Origin of the sequence: Sorangium sp. So ce381 (genome assembly GCF_051473845.1) — a bacterium.
Classification (GTDB): domain Bacteria; phylum Myxococcota_A; class Polyangia; order Polyangiales; family Polyangiaceae; genus Sorangium; species Sorangium atrum.
On record NZ_CP150336.1, the window covers coordinates 2,720,092 to 2,738,412 of the forward strand.

The 18,321-nt window shown below is 69.7% G+C and carries 18 protein-coding genes; 9 read left to right on the plus strand and 9 right to left on the minus strand.

The annotated features are described in order from the left end of the window. Positions 1-25 precede the first annotated feature (25 nt). Complete coding sequence (locus WMF29_RS10405; RefSeq protein ID WP_437328690.1) at positions 26-1,504, plus strand: hypothetical protein; 1,479 nt, start codon at positions 26-28, stop codon at positions 1,502-1,504. Between the two features lie 33 nt (positions 1,505-1,537). Here the strand turns inward: WMF29_RS10405 and WMF29_RS10410 are convergent, their stop codons facing one another. The 3 genes from WMF29_RS10410 to WMF29_RS10420 all read right to left on the minus strand — a co-directional run bounded on the left by WMF29_RS10410 (position 1,538) and on the right by WMF29_RS10420 (position 5,149). Next, positions 1,538-1,690 (minus strand): hypothetical protein, encoded by a 153-nt coding sequence (locus WMF29_RS10410; protein WP_437328691.1) that lies wholly within the window; start codon positions 1,688-1,690, stop codon positions 1,538-1,540. Next, positions 1,687-2,079 (minus strand): hypothetical protein, encoded by a 393-nt coding sequence (locus tag WMF29_RS10415; RefSeq protein WP_437328692.1) that lies wholly within the window; start codon positions 2,077-2,079, stop codon positions 1,687-1,689. The genes WMF29_RS10410 and WMF29_RS10415 overlap by 4 nt, the downstream gene beginning before the upstream one ends. 205 nt (positions 2,080-2,284) lie before the next feature. After that, entirely contained in the window at positions 2,285-5,149 is a 2,865-nt protein-coding gene (locus tag WMF29_RS10420) for a PKD domain-containing protein (protein WP_437328693.1), read from the minus strand. Positions 5,150-5,384: 235 nt separating this feature from the next. Here WMF29_RS10420 and WMF29_RS10425 point away from each other — a divergent pair, with 235 nt between their 5' ends. Next, entirely contained in the window at positions 5,385-5,753 is a 369-nt protein-coding gene (locus WMF29_RS10425; RefSeq protein WP_437328694.1) for a GFA family protein, read from the plus strand. An 82-nt stretch (positions 5,754-5,835) separates the two neighbouring features. Here WMF29_RS10425 and WMF29_RS10430 read toward each other — a convergent pair whose 3' ends face one another. Continuing rightward, on the minus strand, positions 5,836-6,459 hold the full coding sequence (locus tag WMF29_RS10430) for an RNA 2'-phosphotransferase (RefSeq protein ID WP_437328695.1): 624 nt from the start codon (positions 6,457-6,459) through the stop codon (positions 5,836-5,838). A 199-nt stretch (positions 6,460-6,658) separates the two neighbouring features. Between WMF29_RS10430 and WMF29_RS10435 the strand changes: the two genes are divergently transcribed. Beyond that, a complete protein-coding gene (locus WMF29_RS10435; protein WP_437328696.1) occupies positions 6,659-7,624 on the plus strand; it encodes a LysR family transcriptional regulator in 966 nt (321 codons plus the stop codon). 60 nt (positions 7,625-7,684) lie between these two features. Here WMF29_RS10435 and WMF29_RS10440 read toward each other — a convergent pair whose 3' ends face one another. Continuing rightward, positions 7,685-8,509 (minus strand): hypothetical protein, encoded by an 825-nt coding sequence (locus tag WMF29_RS10440; protein ID WP_437328697.1) that lies wholly within the window; start codon positions 8,507-8,509, stop codon positions 7,685-7,687. 513 nt (positions 8,510-9,022) lie between these two features. On the opposite strand from WMF29_RS10440, the gene WMF29_RS10445 reads away from it, so the two are divergent. After that, a complete protein-coding gene (locus tag WMF29_RS10445; protein WP_437328698.1) occupies positions 9,023-10,408 on the plus strand; it encodes an IS4 family transposase in 1,386 nt (461 codons plus the stop codon). Positions 10,409-10,745: 337 nt separating this feature from the next. On the opposite strand, the gene WMF29_RS10450 is transcribed toward WMF29_RS10445, so the two are convergent. Further along, positions 10,746-10,988 (minus strand): hypothetical protein, encoded by a 243-nt coding sequence (locus WMF29_RS10450; protein ID WP_437328699.1) that lies wholly within the window; start codon positions 10,986-10,988, stop codon positions 10,746-10,748. Between WMF29_RS10450 and WMF29_RS10455 the strand changes: the two genes are divergently transcribed. Next, a complete protein-coding gene (locus WMF29_RS10455) occupies positions 10,972-12,087 on the plus strand; it encodes a hypothetical protein (protein WP_437328700.1) in 1,116 nt (371 codons plus the stop codon). The two genes, WMF29_RS10450 and WMF29_RS10455, sit on opposite strands and share 17 nt — an antisense overlap. An 83-nt stretch (positions 12,088-12,170) precedes the next feature. Here the strand turns inward: WMF29_RS10455 and WMF29_RS10460 are convergent, their stop codons facing one another. Next, entirely contained in the window at positions 12,171-12,713 is a 543-nt protein-coding gene (locus WMF29_RS10460; protein ID WP_437328701.1) for a DinB family protein, read from the minus strand. Positions 12,714-12,995: 282 nt separating this feature from the next. On the opposite strand from WMF29_RS10460, the gene WMF29_RS10465 reads away from it, so the two are divergent. Then, a complete protein-coding gene (locus tag WMF29_RS10465) occupies positions 12,996-13,799 on the plus strand; it encodes a class I SAM-dependent methyltransferase (protein ID WP_437328702.1) in 804 nt (267 codons plus the stop codon). A gap of 49 nt (positions 13,800-13,848) precedes the next feature. On the opposite strand, the gene WMF29_RS10470 is transcribed toward WMF29_RS10465, so the two are convergent. Together WMF29_RS10470 and WMF29_RS10475 are read right to left on the minus strand one after the other, a co-directional pair. After that, positions 13,849-14,238, minus strand: a complete 390-nt coding sequence (locus WMF29_RS10470; protein WP_437328703.1) for a DUF5615 family PIN-like protein — start codon at positions 14,236-14,238, stop codon at positions 13,849-13,851. Then, the gene (locus tag WMF29_RS10475; RefSeq protein ID WP_272101652.1) at positions 14,235-14,468 is read right to left on the minus strand and encodes a DUF433 domain-containing protein; all 234 of its coding nucleotides are present in this window, start codon (positions 14,466-14,468) and stop codon (positions 14,235-14,237) included. Before WMF29_RS10475 ends, WMF29_RS10470 begins: the two co-directional genes overlap by 4 nt. Positions 14,469-14,750: 282 nt before the next feature. On the opposite strand from WMF29_RS10475, the gene WMF29_RS10480 reads away from it, so the two are divergent. The 3 genes from WMF29_RS10480 to aqpZ all read left to right on the plus strand — a co-directional run bounded on the left by WMF29_RS10480 (position 14,751) and on the right by aqpZ (position 18,312). Then, positions 14,751-16,682 (plus strand): GNAT family N-acetyltransferase, encoded by a 1,932-nt coding sequence (locus WMF29_RS10480; RefSeq protein WP_437328704.1) that lies wholly within the window; start codon positions 14,751-14,753, stop codon positions 16,680-16,682. 158 nt (positions 16,683-16,840) lie between these two features. After that, a complete protein-coding gene (locus tag WMF29_RS10485; RefSeq protein WP_437328705.1) occupies positions 16,841-17,230 on the plus strand; it encodes a DUF4156 domain-containing protein in 390 nt (129 codons plus the stop codon). Positions 17,231-17,580: 350 nt separating this feature from the next. Further along, positions 17,581-18,312 (plus strand): aquaporin Z, encoded by a 732-nt coding sequence (gene aqpZ, locus WMF29_RS10490; protein ID WP_437328706.1) that lies wholly within the window; start codon positions 17,581-17,583, stop codon positions 18,310-18,312. Positions 18,313-18,321 lie beyond the last annotated feature (9 nt).

The window sequence follows — 18,321 nt, forward strand, 5'->3', positions numbered from 1 at the left end:
ATAGACGCAGAGACAGAGGTTTTACATGCGTGCGATCGCGATCGTAGGTGCACTGTTCACCCTGCTCGCCGGGAGCGCGTGCCTGACGGTGAGCGGACGTGGGGGCAGCCTCACCCCCGGCGTCAAGGGCCCCGGGGCGGCCATGGGAGGAGCACCAGGGTTCCCCTTCGTGAGCGGCTACGAGCTCATCAACCTGCCCGCCACGTGGTACTGCGTCTCGCCGTGGAGCGAGGATCCCGGCCAGGAGCGTCGAGGAATGGAGCTCTTCGCCTGGCGCCTGTTCATCGCGCTCAACTGGCCTGGACGGGTCCCCTATCCCGGCGGCTGGACGGCCGAGCGCGAGCTCAACCGGCTGAACGCTCGGGGCGTCTATCCCCGCTGGAATAGCTGGTACACGCCGGAGCAGATTTACAGGAGTCTGAACGATGATCCCGACGACGACTCGCCGGAGCTGGACGACCCGCTGGGATGGAGTTGCCATGGCGATTGCCTGACGGACTCGCTCCGGCGGGGCGCGGGCGAGGCCTCCGAGCAGCACCGGGTCGTGTACGATCAGAACGGGCAAACGGTGCTCTACGAAGTCAGGCTGGACGACAGGTGGCACGAGACGCTCATGAATGCGGTGGAGGCCGAGGCGTCTGCCCAGCCTACGGCGAATGCCGCTTATATCGACTTCAGGACGGGCCAGTGCAAGGCCCGAGGCCCAGACTCCGGAGCGGATACCTTCGACTTCGTCGGCACGATGGCGATCAAGCTCGCCTGGAAGCGGCTGTCCGAAGCGGAGAGCAAGAGCGGTCGGTTCCTCCAGCGGCTCGCCTCGCCGCGGCCGTCCGGCCCGGGAGCCGGGGAGGGCAAGATCCGCCTGGGCCTGATCGGATTTCACATCATGCAAAAATCCAAGCCTTACGGGGACTGGATCTGGTCCACGTTCGAACATGTGGACAACCTGACGCCTGCCGAGGCGCCCAGCGGGCCCTCGTTCAACGATCCCAGGTGTGACGCGTCGACGTGCCGTCCCAACACGAGCAAGCAGGTGCATGTGAACGGCTCCACGGTGTGCAGAACGCAGATCACGCGGGTCGACCCGATCCCGCCGGAAGTGCAGAAGCTCAACGCGCAGGCGCGCGATTGGTTGAAGTCGAACGATACCGTGCTCCAGCATTACCAGCTCATCGGCGTGCAGTACAAGCCGCACAGCGGGTCGAAGCCCGAGCCGGCGACGCTGAGGAATTCGGTGATCGAGACCTATATCGTGGGATCGAGCGCGCCGGGCGGGGCCGCCTCGCGAGGGCCGTGCGACATCGAGCCTGTGGCGAGGCGGTCGAGCTGCCTGGGCTGTCATCGCGCGGTGAAGGCGCAAGACTTCAGTTTTGTGCCCACCCTCTCGCTATGCAATTGCGAGGACAAAGAGAAGCGGTGGATAGGCGACAGGTATTGCGAGCTGCTCGGCGTCAGCAGCAAGTGCGGAGCCGAGGCGCCAGCGAGGCTGACAGGGGGGCGCTGAGCTGCGGGAGGAGCGCGCACGCCGGCGCCGCCCTCACCCCCGGACGATCAGGGCTCGCAGCGCCTCGGCCTCCCGCTGCGCCCGCGCGGCGATCGGCATGAGCCCCTCGGCTACCTGCGCGTCATGTTCACCGTGGACGATATCGACACGACGCCGCCGCGCCCTCCGCGAGCCGACACGGATCAAGGCCCGACCTCATCCACGCAGATGTAGGCATCCCCGTCATCGTTCAGGTTGCACGTGTTGAGGACGTACTCCTGACACAGGTCGACGTCGGGAATGCCACCGCTATAGCCGATCCAATGAAGGGTGTAGCAGATCTCGACCGTGGCGTCGTCGACGAGCGTCCAGGAGTCGAGGAGGGCGATGAAGAGGTCGCCCTCGATCGACGGGGCGATGACGCCGTGCGCGGTTCCGTCCTCTTCCAGGACGCCCCCGCCGCCGACGCTCACGGTCGAACCAGGGACCGGGTGGGAGTTTACCCTTGCGAAGGGCTGGCCCTCCGCCTTCGACGCCAGCGCGAACAGGTTGGAAGCAGCGAACACACCAGCAATGACCAACGACTTGAGATTCATCGTTCGATCCTTTCGTGATTGAAGATCAGGCCATGCGCGCGCAGGGTATTTCTCTGACGGGTGGCCAGGGATTGTCAGAGCGCGGCAACTCCCTGTCAACCCCGGGGCGAAAGGACGTTCGGATGATACCGCGGCCCTGCCTCAACGGGAGCTTTCCGCTTTGACCACACGGCGTCTTTCGACGCCTGCGGTCTGAACGAGGCGTTCAATGCGAACCGCCTCCTCGCACGCGGATCTTCGCAGTTGCCGCGCTCGTCCCGGCGCGCCCATCGGAGACGCGCAGCGTCACCAGCCGAGCCCCAGGATTCGAATACGTCCACGTGGGCGAAACTCCCGCGGCATCGCCGAACACCCCGTCGCCGTCCAGATCCCAGCTGTACGTGAGCGCGTCGCCGTCGGCATCGAAGGATCGCCCCGCCGAGAAGTTGACGGTCAACGGAGCAAGGCCCGACGTCGGGCTGGCGTCGAGGGCCGCGACAGGCGGTGTATTCGCTGGTGCCTCGGAGACGGCTACGGTCGCGGTCGCAATGGCGACCCCGACCCTTCCGTCCGTGACCCGAACGCTCGCGATGTGGGTGCCGGCAACCGAATACGTCCACGAGGCTGTGATGCCCGTCGCGTCGTCGAATTGGCCGTCGCCGTCGAGATCCCACGCGTAGCTCAGGGAATCGGAGTCCGGATCGCTCGAGCCCGCCGCCGAGAACGAGACGGTGAGCGGGATCTGCCCCGAACTTGGCGTCGCCGTCGCGACCGCGACGGGCCGACCATCGAACGTCGCGGCGAGGGTGCCCACAGCGGAGGCCGTGATCGTGTGTAACCGCGTGCCGCGGTCGGACCACGACTCGAAGTCGTACGTGGCTCCGCCGAAGGATTGCGGCGTCGGCGCTGCGATCGACGTCATGGCGTCTTCGATGAACGTTCGCGTGAAGGGCGCGTTCTTCTGCGCGCTGCCGACGACGAGGGCGAGCCCCGGAGGTTGGGTGTCGAAGAAGAGATCGATCGTGCGCGGGTAAAGCGACAGCGTCTCCGAATCGCTCAGGCCGAGCGCATCCCTCACCGTGAGGGTGAGGTCGAGGTGCGACGGATATTCATGATCGGGCGTCACGAAGCTCCCCGAGGGAACACCGACGAACTCCTGGAGCCGATGCGTGTGGCAGTCGGTCGGCTGGTCCGGCGAGCAGTGACGGAGGTCGAGCACCCACCGCATCGACGACGTCGGGAACGGGTCTTGTTGGGGATCCGTCCCCTGCCCGGAGAAGTTGATGGTGTCACCCACGCCCCACGTCGTCCCCACGGCCGGCGTGATGATCGTCGCCGACGGCGCGTCGTTGGCGACCGCGATCGTGACCGAATTCGTCGCCGTGCCGCCGCGGCCATCCGACACGCCGAGCGTGGCGACGTATGTGCCCGGCGTGCTGTACGTGAACGATGCCATCGACGTGAACGCATCGTCCAGCTGACCATCCCCGTCGAGATCCCAACTATACGAGAGTGTATCGCCATCGGGGTCGAAAGAGCTGCGCCCGTCGAAGGTGACGGCGAGCGGCGCGCTCCCCCGCGTCGGCGTGGCTTGCGCAACGGCAGTCGGGGGAGCGTTGCCGGCGCCAGCGAAGACGATCCGTCGGATGGTGCCGCCGTTGTGGTCGACGGTGAAGATGTCGCCATCGGGACCGCGCACGAGGGCGACGGCTGGTTCGTTCTTCGCGAAAAGGGAGATATTCGAAGGCGACGGAAGGCCATCGGTACCCGGGAGCATCACCCATACGCATGCGCGGGCAAAGTCGGCGAAGAACAGCCCACCCTGATAGCTGACCGGATAGTTCCCTCCCGCGTAGAACGCGAGCCCGCTGATGGCGGAGGTTGACCCGGGAGTCTCCGGGCAGCTCTCGAGCGGAACGCCGTGCTGATACGTGAAGTGCGGAGGCGTCACCGCGCCCGTGGTACTGTAGAGGTTCTCGCAAATCGGCAGGTCCGCGCTATCGTAGCTCGGGTTGCGACCCGTGCCCTCGTAGCACGGCCAGCCGAAGTTCCGGATCGGGAACGCAGTGGGATCGGGGACGCGATTGATCTCCTCCCAAGTATCCCAGCCGACGTCGCCGATCCAGAGCTCAGACGTGTCAGGCCTCGTCGTGACTCGAAACGGATTGCGCAGCCCATAGGCCACGATCCGATCGTCACGCGCATCGCCTCCGAGGAGCGGATTCCCCGGGAGCGGCTCGCCGCTGAGCGGATCGATCCGTAGGATGGCGCCGTCGAACGTCACCGGGTCGGAGGCGGACGTGGTCTGCAGATCCTGGCTTCGGAGCGCCCCACCCTCGAGAGGGGGATCGTTGCAGGGATTGAGGGGCGTCGGGCTCTTCGGATCTCCGCCGGCTTGTCCGTAGTCCGCAAAGTTGAAGCTCGCTCCATCGCCCGCGCTGACGTAGAGCGCGCCGTCCGCGCCGAATTCGAGTGAGCCGATCGAATGCGAGGGGAACTGTTGGCACCAATTTCCGCGGAGGAGATCCCTCGTCTCTAGCACCGTGTTGTCCGTGCCGACCGTGATCCGGACGAGCGCCGCGTTCGCCATGCACCCGTCGTTCGTCGCGCCGGGCGGATCGGGACACGTGTCTCCGTAGGGAACGATGTCGGTCGCGTAGAGCAGGTAGAGATAGGGCTGGGTCGGAAAGCTCGGGTGCAGCGCCATTCCGAGGAGGCCGCGATCCCAGTAGTCGTAGACTTGGGTGGACAGATCGGTGAGCAGCGTCGGGCTCGTATCCGTGAGCGAATCGAAGACCTTGACCCTGCCGCTCTTCTCGGAAACGAAAACGCGCCCGTCGGGAGAGAACCGCACCATCGTGGGCAATTCGAGTCCCGAGAGCACGGTCTGGAGCGAGAATCCGTTCGGCACCGACGTCGCCTTCAACTGGATCGACTGGACCGAGTCGGGGCGCGCGTCGCCGTCCGCGCAGGCTGAGAGCATGGCCGCCAGGAGAATCGGAACATGGGCACAAACCGCAAGAGGACGTATCGAGTTGGGAATCATGGATTCTCTGATGCCAATGCGACTCGCGCCGCTCGCTGCGTGCACGCGAGCCTCATATCGACGGAATCGACCGTCGGCCCAATAATCCCGCGTTTCGGGTGAAGCGGCCGCGAGCGCGCACGAAGGCGGGCGTGGAGGACTTGCGTCCAACCTGGGAACGCTTCAGGGGCCAGGACCCACTTATGCCCCGAGCGGTCGAGCAGGTGCTCGTCGGCGTCGCGATACCGAAGTCGCCCGATCGCTCGAGTCGGCTCCTCCAGGCGTGTACTGCTGGTGCAAGATGCGGCTGCCGAGCAGCCATCCCGCCAGCGCCATCGGTGCCATCGTGACGACAGAGTCCCAGTGGACGACACCTCCGGCCGGAAGCGTCTTTGGCGCCCAGGCCCGGTTCGATCGATCGAAGGTGTCCATTGCCGGGGAAGGCAGGGACTTCGTACGCGTCGGAGACGAAGGTACGAGGAGCACTTTCACTTTCTGCCCCGAGCGCGGCGCCACTGTCTACTACGTCATGGCCGGGCACGAGGAGAGCATCGCCATTCCGGTTGGCGCCTTCGCTGACCCAAGCTTTCCTGCGCCGACATTCTCGGTCTACGAGGAGCGAATGCACAGCTGGGTGACCATGCCGCGAGACATCGAGCACATGCGATAACGCTTGGCCGGATGTTCGTCACCGGTACGGGTTGCCCTGGGCAACTCCCACGCGCGGCTCAATCCCTTGCGGGACAAGGCCATCACGCCGCCCCGCGCGACCCCTCGCCGAAGAGCATCGCCCGCAGCGCCTCGGCCTCCCGCTGCGCCCGCGCGGCGATCGGCAAGAGTCCCACGAGGCACTCGACCGGCACCTCCCGCACCAGGATCACCCCGTTCTGGCTGCGGAAGACGCGCACGCCGCGCGCCCGGAGCCTCGCGGGGCTGATCTCGAGCATCACGTCGACCTTCGCGCGCTTGCCCACCGCGCTGCCCAGCGCGTCGGTGCAGTGGACGTGCGTGCGCGCCGCCGGCCGGATCCCCTCGCGCGCGATGCCGCGCACGGCGTCCACGCTCGTGCCGTGCCAGATCGACGCGTCGCCGTGGACCTCCTCCCACGACGCCTCGAGGCTCGCGAGCGTCACCGGCATCCCGTCGCGCGAGTGCCCTTGCGAGGCGCGAATCCGGTCGCCGTGGATCTCGAGGCGGTTCTTCGTGTTGTTCTCCACCACCTCGTCGAGCACCGACCGGGAGATCCGGAGCGCCTTGAGGACATCGTCCACGGCCACCCAGCCGGCATCGTCCATGGCGACGCCCTGCGCGGGCGCCGCGTGGCGGAGCAGCCAGGAGAGCTTCTTGCTCATGTCGGTCAAGCGATCGCGGCCCATCTCAAGCTCCATTCTCGTCTCGTGAACCGGAGCCGCGGCCCGCGATCCGCGCGGGCAGGCAGAGGCCTCCGGAAGGTCCCTGAGCGGGACCGGGACCGAAACCGTGAAGGGAATCGGCGAGAGGAAGAATAGACGCCCGGGTATCATCGGGAAGAAGTATTTCTGGAGTCGCTATCGCGTTTCGCGATAGCTTCCCGCCATGCTCAACCTCGACTGGCTCGGCGCCTTCGTGGTCTTCACCGAGCACCTCAACTTCACGCGCGCGGCGCGGGCGCTCCACGTCTCGCAGCCGGCGCTCCACGCCCAGATCGGCAAGCTGGGCGAGGCGCTCGGCGTCACGCTCTACCAGCGGCGCGGGCAGCGGCTGGAGCTCACGGCCGACGGCAAGCGCGTCGCGGCGTTCGGGCGCGAGGTCGGCGAGCGGACGCGCTCGTTCCTCGACGTGCTCCGCCACGGCGAGAGCCGGGAGCCGGTGGTGCTCTGCGCCGGGGAGGGCTCGTACCTCTACCTGCTCGGCGAGGGCATCCGCGCCTTCACCGCGCGCGCCGCGGCCCCGCTCCGGCTGCTCACGCGCGACCGCGAGGGCACGCTCGAGGCCGTCGCGGCGGGCGAGGCCCACCTCGGTGTCGCGCCGCTCGAGGGGGCGCCGGACGGGCTCGCCGCGGATCGCCTCACCGAGGTGGCGCAGGTCCTCGTCGTCCCCGACGGCCACCCGCTCGCCCGGAAGCGCCAGGTCCGGCTGCGCGACCTCGAGGGGGCGCGGCTCGTCGTCCCCGGCCCGTCGCGGCCCCACCGGGCCCTGCTCGCTCAGGCGCTGCTCTCGGCAGGTGTCCGCTGGGAGCCGGCGGTCGAGGCGAACGGCTGGGAGCTGATGGTCCACTTCGTCCAGCTCGGCGTCGGCATCGCGGTGGTCAACGCCTGCTGCCGCCTCCCTCGGGGCCTCGTCGCGCGCCCGCTGCCCGAGCTGCCGCGCAAGGTCTTCCATCTCGTCCGCAGGCGCGGCGGCGAGCTCCAGGGCGCTGCCGCGGAGCTCCGGGACGCGCTGCTCACGAACGCCTCGGCGTGGCAGAGGAACCATCCGTCGGGCGCACCGGGCATATCGGGCGCTTCGGACGTGTCCGGCGCGCCGGATGCCGCCCCGACGGCGCCCGCGCGCCGGCGCTGACCCTAAGCATCGCTCTTCCTGCCGCCCGCCGGTCTCCTTCCCGGGTCCTCGTTTCCTGGCTCAGGCCGCCTTTCTCGACCTCTGCTTGCTCTGCTTCGCCTTCTTGCCGCCGATGTCGTCCGGGCGGCTCACCAGCTTCGAGAAGTAGCTCGGCTCGCCGCTCGCCTTGGCCTCCTGGTACACGAAGGCCAGGTTCGACGCCTCGAACTTGTCGAAGAAATCATCCCACGAGATCTCCTCCAGGGTGTCTTCCCCGCTGTACCCTGGGAAATCGATCCGGAGGACGCCGGGCTCCCCCTCTTTCTCGGTCCGCGCCACCGTCGACGGGTGGCCGCCGCGCGCCTCGACCCACGCGCGGATCTCGTCGTGGTCGATGGTCATGTGGGACGCGTGCTCGCCCTCGGCGCCCCTCGGGCGGGCCTGCTTCCCGCGAGGACGCTGCTCGGCGCCGCCGGGCTCCTCGTCGAGATCGATTTGGACCTCCACCTCGACGTCGAGCTCGGCCTTCTCGCGCTTCTCTTTCGTGCTCCTGGCGCTGCTCGCCTTCTCCGTGCTGCCCTTTGCCGCGCGCGACGCCGGCTTGCCCTTCTGGACCATGTCGTCCGGGCGGCTCACCAGCTTGGAGAAGTTGCTCGGCTGCCCGTCCGCTGTCTTCTCCTGGTACACGAAGGCGAGGTTCGACTCCTCGAACTTGTCGAAGAAGTCCTCCCACGAGATCTCCTCCAGGGTGTCTTCCCCGCTGTACCCGGGGAAATCGATGCGGAGGATGCCAGGCTCACCGCCCTCCTCGGTGCTCTTCACCGTCGCCGGGCGGCCTCCGCGCGATTCGGCCCACTGGCGGATCTCGTCATGAACGATGGTCGTCTTTGATGAGCTGGCCGACATGATCTTCCCTCCTGTGTTCGTGCATTCGATGGCGCGCAGAACGGCAATCTGCGTGCCAGAGGCCGATGAGAAGATCCGCGCAGGGGATGACCGACCTCGGCCATACGGTGGCTCCCTGGAGCGAGCGTGGCGCGCCGCCGATCCCTCCCGCCGCGAGCTGTGCCGTCGCGCAGGCAACGCGCCGCGATCACCGGCCGAGACCGTGGTGAAAGGAGAGGAGCTCTGCAGTGGCCGAGGATGGGCTCGGCGATGCAATCTGCCCCGCCTGCGGCGAAATACTGCCGGTCGGCGCAGGTCCTCGCTCGAAATCGAGGACGTTGTCCTGGCTCGGATTGAAGCAGACAGGCAGGCAGACTGCCCGGCAGACAGGCTGCTTGACGGCTGACAGACAGACTGCCTGGCTGACTGAAACAGCCCGACGGGGGACGCACGGCCCCCTCGCGGAGGCACACGCGTCTCAGGATCCTACAGATCTCGCTTGATGTGTGTTGGGCGACGTGATCAAAGCTGCGGATGGGTTCACCTGCAGCAGAGCACGCAGCGGCACTCGCCGAGGAGATGAGCGACGCGCACTTCGGCGATGCGCGGCTTTCGAAGCGCCAGACCAAGCTGGTGCAGAAGCTGGCGCAGGCGCCGGACAAGAGCTTCCCCTCGCTGCTGTCCGACAGCGAGCTGGAGGCGGCGTACCGTTTTTTCGGCAACGACGCCGTCACGCCCGCGGCGATCCTGGCTCCGCATGTGCACGCCACCCTCGCGCGCATGGAGGCCGAGCCGGTCGTGCTCGCCATCCATGACACCACGACCCTCTCCTTCCGCTCGGACGGCCAGCGGCAGGGGCTCGGACGGCTGCGCTCCTCGGGGCAGACGTTCTTCGCCCACTTCACGCTGGCGGTCAGCGGCGATGGAACGCGCCGCCCGCTCGGCGTGCTCGATCTGAGCACGCACGTGCGCGACGACGGCACGATGGACAACGAGCACGACCGCTGGGGAGAGCAGGTGGAGCGAGTCGCGGTCTTGGGCGCAGCTCCGCACGACGTGGTGCATGTCATGGACCGCGAAGGCGACGACTACGGCCTGTTCGCGCAGCTGTTGAGCGCAGGGCATCGGTTCGTGATTCGGCTCGCGCACAATCGCCTCGTCGAGGCCGACGCCCTCGGAGAGGAGGCCAAGCTCGAGCAGGCGCTCGCGCATGTTCAAGCGGTGGCCGTACGCGAGGTAGAGCTTTCGCCGCGGCCGGCGGGCAATCGCAGCCCTCAACAGAAACGGCTGCATCCTCCGCGCGCAGGACGCTTGGCCAAGCTCGCCCTTGGAAGCACGCGCGTGACCCTGCGGCGACCGAGATCCCAGCCGCGCGAGCTGCCGGCGACGCTCTCGCTTCAGGTCGTGCGTGTCTGGGAGCTCGAGCCGCCGCCGGGCGAAGCGCCGGTCGAGTGGGTGCTGCTCACGAGCGAGCCGGTCGAATCCGTCGAGCAGTTGACGCAGCTGATTGACTGGTACCGGGCGCGGTGGATGGTGGAGGAGTTCTTCAAGGCCCTGAAGACCGGATGCGCCTATGAGAAGCGCCAGATCGAGGACCTGCACGGCTTGCGCAACGTGCTGGCGCTCTTCGCGCCCATCGCCTGGCAGCTATTGCTGCTGCGCAGCGAGGCTCGGCGCGCTCCGGAGCAGCCCGCGACCGCCGTGCTCACGCCCACCCAGCTCGCGGTGCTGCGGGTCTTCGCGCGCAAGCCCCTGCCCGAGAACGCCACGGCCCGCGATGCCTTCCTGGCCATCGCCGGGCTCGGCGGACACCTCCGGCGAAACGGCGAGCCCGGCTGGCAGACCTTGGGCCGTGGCTACGAGCAACTCCTCACCCTCGTCCAGGGCTGGAGCGCCGCGAGGGAGGTGGGGAAATTATGATCAATCCTGAGACACGCGTACGCTGCGACGGCGTCTCTCTCGGTGGCGCGCTCGCCACGGAACCAGGCGTCCCCATTGTAGCTCGCGCTCGACGCAGCCCACGTGGGCTGGGCCAACCCGGGTGGGCGGCGGCCGAGAGATCGAGGGAGCGCATGTCGACGCGGGTGAGCCGGTCGTGCTACCTAGAATCGAGCGCCGCGAGGCGCGCTGCCGAGGCCGAGGACGTGACCGCCGCGCACCATCTGCTCCTCCGGGTCGCTGTGATCGCCGTTGCCACGGCGACCGCCGCGACGGCGGGCGCGCGCCCGCCCCGCCCGGCGCCGACGGCCTCGCTGGCTCACCCGCCGCGCCCCGCGGCAGCCCCCTCGCCGGGGCGCCCGCCGCGCTCCGCGCCGGCCCGCCCGCCGCGCCCTGCGCCGGCCGCCCCGCAGGCCCTGTTGCCTGCGCCGGCCGCCCCGCAGGCGCCCCCGGCTTCGCCCGCCTCTCCGGCCTTGCCTGCCCCGGCTTCTCCCGAGCCCGCCGCCTGGCGCGCGCTCGTCGTGGGCGGCGGCCCGAGGCCGCCCATGAACCAGGTGGCCATCGAAGGCCACATCCGGTACTTCCAGTCGTTGCTTCCGGCCACGGCGGAGCGGCGCGTCCTCTTCGCCGACGGGCGCCGCGGCACGCGGAGCGTGCAGTTCCTCGACGGCGAGCAGACGCGCTATCGCGCGCCCAGGCTGCCGCGCATCGACGGGGCGACAACCCGCCCCGGGTTCGACGCGATCTGGCGCAGGTTCGTCCACGCGCGCCCCGCCGACCCGTTGCTGCTCTATTTCGCCGGCCACGGGAGCCCGGATCCAGGGCACGACCTCGACAACAACGGTTTCGACCTCTGGGGCGGCGGAGCGCTGTCCGTGCGCGACCTCGCCGCCCGCATGAAGGAGCTGCCCGCCGGCACCCCCGTCGTCCTCGTCATGGCCCAGTGCTACTCCGGCTCTTTCGCGAACCTCCTCTTCGAGGGCGGCCGACCCGACGGCGAGCTGGTCGAGCGCGACGTCGTCGGGTTCTTCGCGGCGACCCGGGACCGCCCCGCGTCGGGCTGCACACCCGAGATCGACGAGGCGGACTACACCGATTTCAGCAGCTTCTTCTTCGCCGCCCTCTCGGGCGTCGATCGCCTCGGGAAGCGCGTCGACGGCGCCGATTACGACCGGAACCAGCTCGTGGGGATGAACGAGGCGTTCGCGTACGCCCTCCTCCACCAGGAGACGGGCGATGTGCCGGTCGCGACGTCCGATGTGTTCCTGCGCCGCTACGTCAACAAGCCCGATCACGAGACCATGGCGACCCCCTATTCCAGGGTCCTCTCGTGGTCGACCCCGGCGGAGCGGGCCGCCCTCGAGGGGCTCTCGGACGCGCTGGGCCTCCACGGGGAGCACCGGCTCCGGGCCGCCTACCATCGCGAGTTCGGGCCCGGGGTGGGCAGGAGAGACGTCGAGGACGTGGACTCGGCCCACCGCCTGCGGTTCATCCGGCTCGCCAAGAGCGTGGTGCTCGCGCGGACGCTGCGGCAGAGCGGCAACCGCGCGCGGATCGAGCGCTTCGAGCGGCTGCGCGCCGCCGAGGCGCGCAATCCGCTCGTCGAGGTCAGGGCGGCGAGCCAGGCGCGACAGGACAGCCGGCGGCGCGCAGCCCGGTGATCCAGGGCTGGCCTCGCCCGCCTGTCCGAGGTGCTATCGAACCACCGGACAGCCGCGCTCGGCGTGGGGCGCGTGTGCGCGTGTCATGACGCGCGTTTCTCGTCCCGCAGCATCGCGATCAGATCGGTCGAGCCGGGGTCGATTCCCATCTGTGTGAGCAGGGTGGTCACCTGACCGCGGTGATGGGTCTGATGATTGAAGAGGTGCCCGACGGACCACCAGAGCGGAGAGGTGTAGACCGTCCCGCTCCGCGTGTACGTCAGGTCGCCCGCGAGCGCCCGCTCGTCGATCGCGTGCACCCAGGCGAGGATGTCCGCGTCCGTCGTGGCGCGCTCGCGGGAGAGATCGCCGAAGTCCGCATAGAGCTCCTGCGAGAGCGCGGTGATCTCGATGGCCTTCCCGCTCGGATCGCGGGAGACGAACCGCTCCGCGTCGCCGGTGAAGCGCCCCATCCACGTGCGGTCGGCGAGCAGGATATGGTTCAACGTGCCGTGGATCGACCGGAAGAAGGCCCCGCGATCGCGCTTGCGCTCCACGTCGTCGAGCTTGCCGACCAGCGCAAAGAGCTTGTCGTTCATCCACCGGTTGTAGCGAGCCAAGGCGCGGTACTGGTCGATCCAGCTCATGAGCGACTCCTCGTTGTTCCAGAGCCGGCGAACGCTACCACGCCCGCCCGCGACGGTGAAACCTGGACAGCGACGTCGCTGTCGCCCGCGGCGTCACGGCCGGCGCGCACCCCCGGGACCGCGCGCCTCGGGCGCATCGCCGCCATCGCGCGCAGCCGTCGAGATCGCGCTTGCTCGGTCCGTTATGGCGGACTATTGTCCTCGATAACAGACGTGGTGCTCGGGGAGACATTCCATTCGGAGCCGTCTTTCGCCGATCTCCACCTCCTCTCACAAGGAGCCATGATGGTCAGCCTTTCGCTCGATTCAGCTGTCCTGGCCGAGACCTACGATCGCGTCAGCGATCGGCAGTTCAACCACGGGAAGCTGCTCATCGAAGATCTCCAGGTTTCCCCGGGCGAGCGCGTCCTCGACGTCGGGTGTGGGACGGGCCGGCTCGGGGCCTATGTCGCCGATCAGGTCGGCCCCTCCGGCGCGGTGGCCGGCGTCGATCCGCTGCCGCTCCGGGTCGAGCTGGCGAACGGGAAGCGCCGGCCGAACTTCCGCGCCAGCGTCGGCCAGGCCGAAGATCTCTCGCAGTTCGCCGCCGGGAGCTTCGATGTCGTGTTCCTGAACAGCGTGCTCCACTGGCTGCCCGAGAAGCTCGGCCCGCTGCGCGAGGCGCGCCGGGTGCTCAAGCGCGGAGGGCGCCTCGGCATCAGCTCGGCCGCCAGGGAGCGCCCGCACGAGTTCGAGCGGGTGATCGAGGGGGTGCTGTCGTCTCTCGGCCTGACCGGCACCGCGGAGACGCTCGGCAGCACGACCTACAAGGTGACCTCGGACGACCTGACGAGCACCCTCCTGCTCGCCGGCTTCGAGGATCCGAGGCTCCAGATCCGGTCCTTCACCGACCATTTCGCGGACACGGACGACGTGGTCGCGTTCTACCTGGCCAGCTCGTTTGGCAACTTCCTGTCCGACCTCGATCCAGCGGGAGCCGCGCGGGTCAAGGCAGCGCTCGCGGCCGAGCTCGAGCGCCGCCGCGCGCCGGAGGGGATCCGGCTGGAACGTCATCTGATCTTCGCCGTGGCGCGCGCCGACGGCTGACCGGCCGCACCCGGTGCTCGGCCACAGCTGAGCGCGCTCAGGCCTCGGTCTATCGTCCTGGATCGGTCAGCGGCAATCGCCGGAGCCTGACGCGGGTAAGGTCCGCTGTCGCCGCCGCGCCCGCAAGGAGCTCTGAGCCACACACCGCGAGCACATCCAGGATCATCCTGGCACATGCCTCTCCGTTCAGTCGTTCTACCCGCAGCCTCAACACAGAAGGGGCGTTCGCGTCAGCAAGTGCGAGCAGTGTGTGAAAATCTGCATCGAGCGTCACGACCACCTGCTTCGATTGCCGGGCCTGTTCGAGGATCTCCTCATCGAGCGCGGCCCACATCCCGATCTCGGCTACATGGATCGCGTCGACGCCGGCCGCGCGTAACGGCTCTGCCGCCGAGCGCGGAAGCCCTTGATCCAGGAGCAATCGAAAGGTCGGCGTCATGCGCTCCGGGGCAGGTCGATGACCTCATCCCCGATCATGGCGGCGGCGAAGGCCAGGGCCTGCCGGATGTCCTCGTCGTCCAGCTCCGGGTAGTCGCGTCGCAGCTCTTCGCGGTCCGGATAGGTCGCCAGCACTTCCAGCACCCGCTTCACCGTCAGGCGAAGGTCCCTGATGCACGGCTGCCCGTTCATTCGGCCGGGGTGCGCGGTGATCCGGTCAAAATTTCGCATGGTCCGAGGATCTCCCGCGAGAGGATACACCGGCCGGGACGCGCCGTCCTCGCCTGACCCGGCGGGGGCTGGCAAGCTCGGCAACCAGCGGCCAGGGGCGACGGGCGGGCCGGCGCGAGCTTTCCAGAACCCCCGCCGAGGTAGCGCGCGTCGGTTGCGTGGCCTCGCGCCTCTGCGAGGATACGGCGCCGGCAGGGGCGGGGGAGCCCGGTGAGCGCCCGTGCGCGCTCGACGTGGATCGAGGCGCGCCGAGGAGCGCTGAGCCCGCCGCTCGGAGGGCAGGTGAGCGAACGACTCGACGTAGAGGTGCTGAGCCGCCGCGAGGAGCTCGAGGCGCTGCGGGAGCCGTGGAGCGCGCTGTGGCAGCGCTGCCCGGCGGCGACGGCGTTCCAGCGGCCGGAGTGGCTGATCCCGTGGTGCCGCGCGCTCGGGCCCGAGGAGGTGCTCGCCCTGGTCTTCCGGTCGGACGAGGGGCTCGTCGGCCTCGCGCCCCTCGCGGTTCACCGCATCGGCGACGAGCGCGTCGTCGCGCTGCTCGGCGCCGGGATCTCCGATTACAACGATGTCCTGGCCGCGTCCGGGTACGAGCGCGCGGTCGCGGACGCGGCGCTCGCTTGCCTCGAAGAGCGCGCCGACGCGTGGGACGTCGCCGATCTCCACGACCTGCGCGCATCGTCGCCGCTGCTCCTAGCCGAGGCGCCTCCCGGCTGGTCGGACGAGGTCGAGAAGCACGAGGCGTGTCCGGCGGTGACGATCCCCGAGGGCGCCGGGCTGGACGCGCTGTTCCCGCCGGGGATGCGCGCGCGCGTCGCCCGCGCGCGGAAGCGGCTCGTGCGGGCCGGGGACCTGCGCCTCGACGTGGCCGACGCGGCGAGCGTGGACGAGCTGCTCGAGGCGCTGTTCGCCAACCACAAGGCGCGCTGGCGCTCGCGCGGCGAGGGGGGCGTGCTCGACGAGGCGCTCCGGCCGTTCCACCGCGAGGCCGCGCGCGCGCTGTGCGCGCGGGGCGCACTGCGGCTCTTCGGCCTGCGGCTCGACGGGCGGATCATCGCATCGCTCTACGGGTTCGCCGAGCGCGGCGGGCTCGCGTCGTACGTCACCGGCTTCGATCCGGAGCTCGCGTGGTACAGCCCGGGGCTCGTGATGCTCGCCAGCGCGATCGAGCACGCGGCGCGCGAGGGCGCGCGGACCGTGGACTTCCTCCGCGGCTGCGAGCCGTACAAGTACGACTGGGGCGCCGTCGACCGCTGGACGTTCCGCCGGCGGCTGCGGCGCCGGGGCGCGCGCGGGCCCTGGCGGGAGGTCGGGGAGGGCGACGGCGAGGGCGCGGTGCAGGCCGTCATGTCCGGCGAGGCGTCGCCGGAGGTCGGTCTGGTGCGGCTGCTTGGCGCCGCGGGGAACCTCGAGGCCGCGGCGGGCGCGATTGACGCCGCGCACGCCGCGCGGCTGGCGGCAGGGGAGGGGGAGCGGGCGGCGCGCCTCGAGGCGCTGCGCCGCTGCCTGGACGAGCGGCGCGCCGGGTGCGCGACCGTGGCGGCGATGCTGGGCGCGCACCGGGGCGCGCGCGTCGCCGGGGAGGACGCGCGGGGAGCCTGTCGCTCCACCGCGCGGCTGTTCGACGAGCTCTGCGAGCGCTCGGAGGAGGCGAGCGTCGCTGCGTACTCGCTCGGCGATCCGGAGCTCCTCGAGCGGGCGACGCGGGAGGTGGTCGAGCTCCTCGAGCGGTGGGGCGCGATCGGCGAGGACCGCGCGATCCTGCAGATCGGCTGCGGGATCGGCCGCTTCGAGGCGGCGCTCGCGCCGAGGGTGCGCGAGGCGTGGGGGCTCGACGTCTCGCCGCGCATGATCGAGGCCGCGCGCCGCCGCTGCGGCGGGCGCTCGAACGTCGTGCTCGCGGTCTCGTCAGGCGTCGATCTGGGCGACGCGCCATCGGCCCGCTTCGATCTCGTGTACGCGGTCGACTCGTTCCCGTACATCGTCGCCGCGGGCCCGGAGGTCGTGGATCGGCTCGTCGCGGAGGCGCGCCGGGCGCTGCGGCCGGGCGGGGAGCTCGTCGTCCTGGGCTACTCGTACCGCGGCGACCCCGCGCGCGACGCGGCCGACGTCGCGCGGCTCGCGGCCCGCCACGGGTTCGACGTCCTCGCGAGCGGCGAGCGGGCGTTCTCGCTGTGGGACGCGCGGGCGTACCGGCTGCGGAAGATCGAGCACCGGTGAGGGGCGCTCGAACCGCGACGTCACGAGGGAGATCGACACGAGAGAGAGCGACGCGAGGCCGATCGTGGAGGAGGCCTGTTGGAATCCTGCCGTCCTGGAGGTTCAGCGAGGAAGAAGCGCTCGCCTGCACACGTAGCAATCGACACAAGGTGCTTGCCATGAAGACATCGATCCACAGCGCGTTCGCTCTCCTCGTGTGTTGCCTGACCCTGCCCGCGTGTGCCGCCGTCGAGCTCAACCCGGGCGCCGAGCGGGTCATCGTCACCAAGCAGCCGGCCCCGCAGGGGTGCCGGTTCCTGGGGACGGTGATCGGGGAGCAGGGCGGCTCCGTGTCTGGAGCGTTCACCAGCAACGCGAACCTGCAGGAGGGCGCGGTCAACGACATGAAGAACAAGGCCCATGGCCTGGGCGGCAACTACGTGGTCCTGGAGAACACGAACGCCGGGACCACCATCTCCGGCGACCGAGGCAACATCTCCGGCCAGCAGACCGACGTCACCCACATGGGCAACGCGTACAGCTGCCCGCCGCAGCTCGTCGGTCTGTAAGACGCCCCGATCCCGCGAGGTCGCTGCAGCGATGGTCCGCGGCGCGAGGCTCCCGGAGGCGCCGCCGGCGGGAGCCTCGTTTCCTCTGGCCGCGCGGCCCGTCCGGCCGCCTCCGGAGAGGCGCGCTCGACCGGGAGAGCCCACTCGAAACGGTCCGACCGCAACGCGGCGGGCCGGAGCTCATCCAATGTCGACGAAGGGCCGGTGGAGCGTCGCCTCGGCGGGGTGCCCGCCGGTCGACCGCGCGGCCTGCGCCAGCCGTCGGGATGGCTCCACGGTCGGGCGCGGCCGCCGCCGCGCCGCGATCCGCGCCGAGGGGGCCTGCCGCAGGGGGAGATGAAGAGATGGAGATGTCGTTGTCCAGGCGTACGGCCGCAGAGTTTCTCGGAACGTTCTGGCTCGTGCTCGGCGGCTGCGGGAGCGCCGTGCTCTCGGCCGCGTATCCCAGGCTGGGGATCGGCTTCCTGGGCGTGGCGATCGCGTTCGGGCTCTCCTTCCTGACGATGGCCTACGCGGTGGGCCACATCTCGGGCGCGCACTTCAACCCCGCCGTCACGCTCGGCCTGATCGCCGGCGGGCGCTTTCCCGCGCGAGACCTCCTGCCGTACCTCCTCGCCCAGATCGCCGGCGCCATCGTCGCCGCCGGGATCCTCTATGCGATCGCCAGCGGCGCCGCCGGGTTCACCGTGCACGCGGGGTTCGCGTCGAACGGCTATGGCGGGCGCTCGCCCGGCGGATACTCGCTCTTCGCGAGCCTCCTGGCCGAGATCGTCCTCACGTTCGGCTTCGTGACGGTGGTCCTCGGCGCGACCGAGCACGGCGCGCCGCGCGGGTTCGCGCCGATCGCCATCGGGCTCGCGCTCACGGTGGTTCACCTCATCGGGATCCCGGTCACGAACACGTCGGTCAACCCGGCGCGCTCCACCGGTCCTGCCCTGTTCGTCGGCGGAGGGGCGCTGTCTCAGCTGTGGCTGTTCTGGCTCGCCCCGCTCGCCGGCGGCGTGCTCGCGGGCGTCCTCTATCCGGTGCTCGTGGGCCCGAGGCCGAGCCGGGCCGTCGTCACGTCGCCGCCGGTCATCTGACGAGGCCGA

Excerpts from the sequence above, each read along its gene's own strand:
- WMF29_RS10425 (WP_437328694.1), top strand. The coding sequence starts at position 5,385 with ATGCGGCTGCCGAGCAGCCATCCCGCCAGCGCCATCGGTGCCATCGTG.
- WMF29_RS10435 (WP_437328696.1), top strand. The coding sequence starts at position 6,659 with ATGCTCAACCTCGACTGGCTCGGCGCCTTCGTGGTCTTCACCGAGCAC.
- WMF29_RS10430 (WP_437328695.1), bottom strand. The coding sequence starts at position 6,459 with ATGGGCCGCGATCGCTTGACCGACATGAGCAAGAAGCTCTCCTGGCTG.
- aqpZ (WP_437328706.1), top strand. The coding sequence starts at position 17,581 with ATGTCGTTGTCCAGGCGTACGGCCGCAGAGTTTCTCGGAACGTTCTGG.
- WMF29_RS10455 (WP_437328700.1), top strand. The coding sequence starts at position 10,972 with ATGAACCAGGTGGCCATCGAAGGCCACATCCGGTACTTCCAGTCGTTG.
- WMF29_RS10485 (WP_437328705.1), top strand. The coding sequence starts at position 16,841 with ATGAAGACATCGATCCACAGCGCGTTCGCTCTCCTCGTGTGTTGCCTG.
- WMF29_RS10415 (WP_437328692.1), bottom strand. The coding sequence starts at position 2,079 with ATGAATCTCAAGTCGTTGGTCATTGCTGGTGTGTTCGCTGCTTCCAAC.
- WMF29_RS10445 (WP_437328698.1), top strand. The coding sequence starts at position 9,023 with ATGGGTTCACCTGCAGCAGAGCACGCAGCGGCACTCGCCGAGGAGATG.
- WMF29_RS10460 (WP_437328701.1), bottom strand. The coding sequence starts at position 12,713 with ATGAGCTGGATCGACCAGTACCGCGCCTTGGCTCGCTACAACCGGTGG.
- WMF29_RS10475 (WP_272101652.1), bottom strand. The coding sequence starts at position 14,468 with ATGCGAAATTTTGACCGGATCACCGCGCACCCCGGCCGAATGAACGGG.
- WMF29_RS10440 (WP_437328697.1), bottom strand. The coding sequence starts at position 8,509 with ATGTCGGCCAGCTCATCAAAGACGACCATCGTTCATGACGAGATCCGC.
- WMF29_RS10405 (WP_437328690.1), top strand. The coding sequence starts at position 26 with ATGCGTGCGATCGCGATCGTAGGTGCACTGTTCACCCTGCTCGCCGGG.
- WMF29_RS10470 (WP_437328703.1), bottom strand. The coding sequence starts at position 14,238 with ATGACGCCGACCTTTCGATTGCTCCTGGATCAAGGGCTTCCGCGCTCG.
- WMF29_RS10450 (WP_437328699.1), bottom strand. The coding sequence starts at position 10,988 with ATGGCCACCTGGTTCATGGGCGGCCTCGGGCCGCCGCCCACGACGAGC.
- WMF29_RS10465 (WP_437328702.1), top strand. The coding sequence starts at position 12,996 with ATGATGGTCAGCCTTTCGCTCGATTCAGCTGTCCTGGCCGAGACCTAC.